The sequence below is a fragment of the Marivita sp. genome (assembly GCF_051251565.1).
Classification (GTDB): Bacteria; Pseudomonadota; Alphaproteobacteria; order Rhodobacterales; family Rhodobacteraceae; genus Marivita.
Window position 1 is genome coordinate 1 of record NZ_JBPOFB010000068.1, and the last position, 2,340, is coordinate 2,340.

2 protein-coding genes and 1 riboswitch are annotated in these 2,340 nt (G+C 62.8%); both genes read left to right on the top strand.

What is annotated here, in order from left to right:
- Positions 1 to 902 (top strand): apolipoprotein N-acyltransferase (lnt, locus tag ACSHXH_RS19415; RefSeq protein WP_435673447.1); only part of this gene is annotated, 902 nt, incomplete at its 5' end.
- Positions 903 to 912: 10 nt separating this feature from the next.
- Positions 913 to 961, top strand: a riboswitch (SAM-SAH riboswitch).
- A 9-nt stretch (positions 962 to 970) separates the two neighbouring features.
- Positions 971 to 2,158: a methionine adenosyltransferase gene (gene metK / locus ACSHXH_RS19420; RefSeq protein WP_435673448.1), complete on the top strand. Its 1,188-nt coding sequence runs from the start codon at positions 971 to 973 to the stop codon at positions 2,156 to 2,158.
- The last annotated feature ends 182 nt before the right edge of the window (positions 2,159 to 2,340 follow it).

Consider the following 2,340-nt stretch of genomic DNA (forward strand, 5'->3'; position numbering starts at 1 on the left):
TCGTGCTCCGGCCCGGCCCGGCGATGCCGCCCTCGGCCGATGCACCGGTCGTGCGGATGGTTCAGTCCGGCGCGACACAGCGCGAAAAATGGCGACCCGCGAACCTGCAACGCTTCATCGATCTTCACATGGCTTTCACGTCTGCCGGTGAACCGGTCGATCTGACGATCTGGTCGGAGACCGCGCTGCCATATGTGCTGGACGACGCTGGCCCGGAATTGGCGCTGGCCGCCGAGGCCGCGCGCGGCGGATCGGTGATCCTCGGCGCACAGCGGCGCGAGGGCGCGGATTGGTTCAACTCCTTGGCGCTGGTGGGCCCCGAAGGGCTTTTGCAGGCGGTCTACGACAAGGTGCATCTGGTGCCTTACGGTGAATATCTGCCGTTCGACAGTTTGATGACGCGATTGGGGCTGGCGGGATTGGCGGCGAACCCGGGGGGTGGTTTTACCGCCGGGTCAGAGCGCAAATTGATCGACGTGCCGGGCGTGGGCGCGATCATGCCGCTGATCTGCTACGAGAGCGTCTTTCCGGCAGAAGTCGCGACGATGACCGAGCGGCCGCGCGCCATCGTGCTGATCACCAACGATGCTTGGTTCGGACGTTTCTCGGGACCATATCAACATTTGGCACAGGGGCGTGCCCGCGCGATCGAATTGGCCGTGCCGATGGTGCGGGTGGCGCAAACCGGTGTCTCGGCGGTTATCGACGGGCGTGGACGGATCGTGGCCTCGATCCCGCTGGGCGAGGCGGGCTTTCTCGACGTGGCTTTGCCAGACGAGCTGGCCCCCACGCTCTATGCGATCAGGGGCGATTTGCCGGCCCTGATTGGCCTCGTTCTGGTCGCCCTCTCCGCCATCGGCCTCAGTCTGAAAGCGATTGACCGGGGTCGGGGCGCGGCGTAGGGAAAAAGCCTTCCCGGTCCAACGGCTTCCTGACGGATCGGTAACAATTCATTGGAGCGACCCCTGATATGACACGCGACAACTATATTTTCACCTCGGAATCCGTTTCCGAAGGCCATCCCGACAAAGTTTGCGACCGGATTTCGGATGCAGTCCTCGATGAATTTCTGAAAGAAGAACCCGAGGCGCGTGTCGCCTGCGAAACCTTCGCCACCTCCGGAATGGTCGTGATCGGCGGCGAGGTCGGCCTGTCGGATCAGGAGCGGCTCAAGGATTACATGGGCCGGATCGGCCAGATCGCCCGCGATTGCATCAAAGATATTGGCTACGAGCAGGAGAAGTTCCATTGGAATACCTGCCATGTTCTGAACTTCCTGCATGAGCAATCGGCGCATATCGCCAAGGGCGTGAACGAGGACAAGGGCGCGAAGAAGGACGAAGGCGCGGGCGATCAAGGGATCATGTTCGGCTTCGCCACCGACGAGACGCCGGAGCTTATGCCGGCGCCGATCCTTTATTCCCACGCGATCCTGCGCAGACTGGCCGAAGTGCGCAAGAATGGCACCGAGCCTACGCTGCTACCGGACGCGAAGAGCCAGCTTTCGGTCCGCTACGAGAACGGGCGTCCTGTGGGTGTGACCTCGATCGTGCTGTCGCATCAACATTCCGACGAAAACCAGTCTAGCGCCGACATCCGCGCCATCGTGGAACCTTATATCCGCGAGGTCCTGCCGGACGGCTGGATCGACGAGGACACCGCTTGGCACGTGAATCCCACCGGCACCTTCGTGATCGGCGGGCCGGATGGCGACGCGGGCCTGACCGGGCGCAAGATCATCGTCGACACCTATGGCGGGGCCGCGCCCCACGGTGGCGGCGCATTCTCGGGCAAGGACCCGACCAAGGTTGACCGCTCTGCCGCCTATGCGGCGCGCTATCTGGCCAAGAACATCGTTGCCGCCGGTCTTGCCGGCAAATGCACGATCCAGTTGTCCTATGCTATCGGCGTGTCCGAGCCGCTGTCGATCTATGCCGACACCTATGGCACCTCCGAAGTCACACCCCAGCAGATCGAGAAAGCCGTCGCCGCCGCGATGGACCTGACACCGCGCGGGATCAGGGAACATCTCGGGCTGAACCGTCCGATCTATCAGCGGACCGCGGCCTATGGCCACTTCGGACGCGACCCGGAAGAAGACGGTGGTTTCTCCTGGGAGAAGACGGATCTGGTGGAACGGCTCAAGGCGGCGGTCTGAGCCGATCTGTGCATAATTCCGGCAGGTAAGTCGTGACTGATGACCAACATGCATCCGGTACTCCGTGGCGTAATTTCTACGGTCGCCTGAAGGGCAAGAGTCTGAAGCCCGCCCAGCAGCGGTATCTGGATGAGGATTTGCCCCGGCGCGTCCTGAGCGGGGTCAGCCGCGAGGACAATCCC

Excerpts from the sequence above, each read along its gene's own strand:
- metK (WP_435673448.1), top strand. The coding sequence starts at position 971 with ATGACACGCGACAACTATATTTTCACCTCGGAATCCGTTTCCGAAGGC.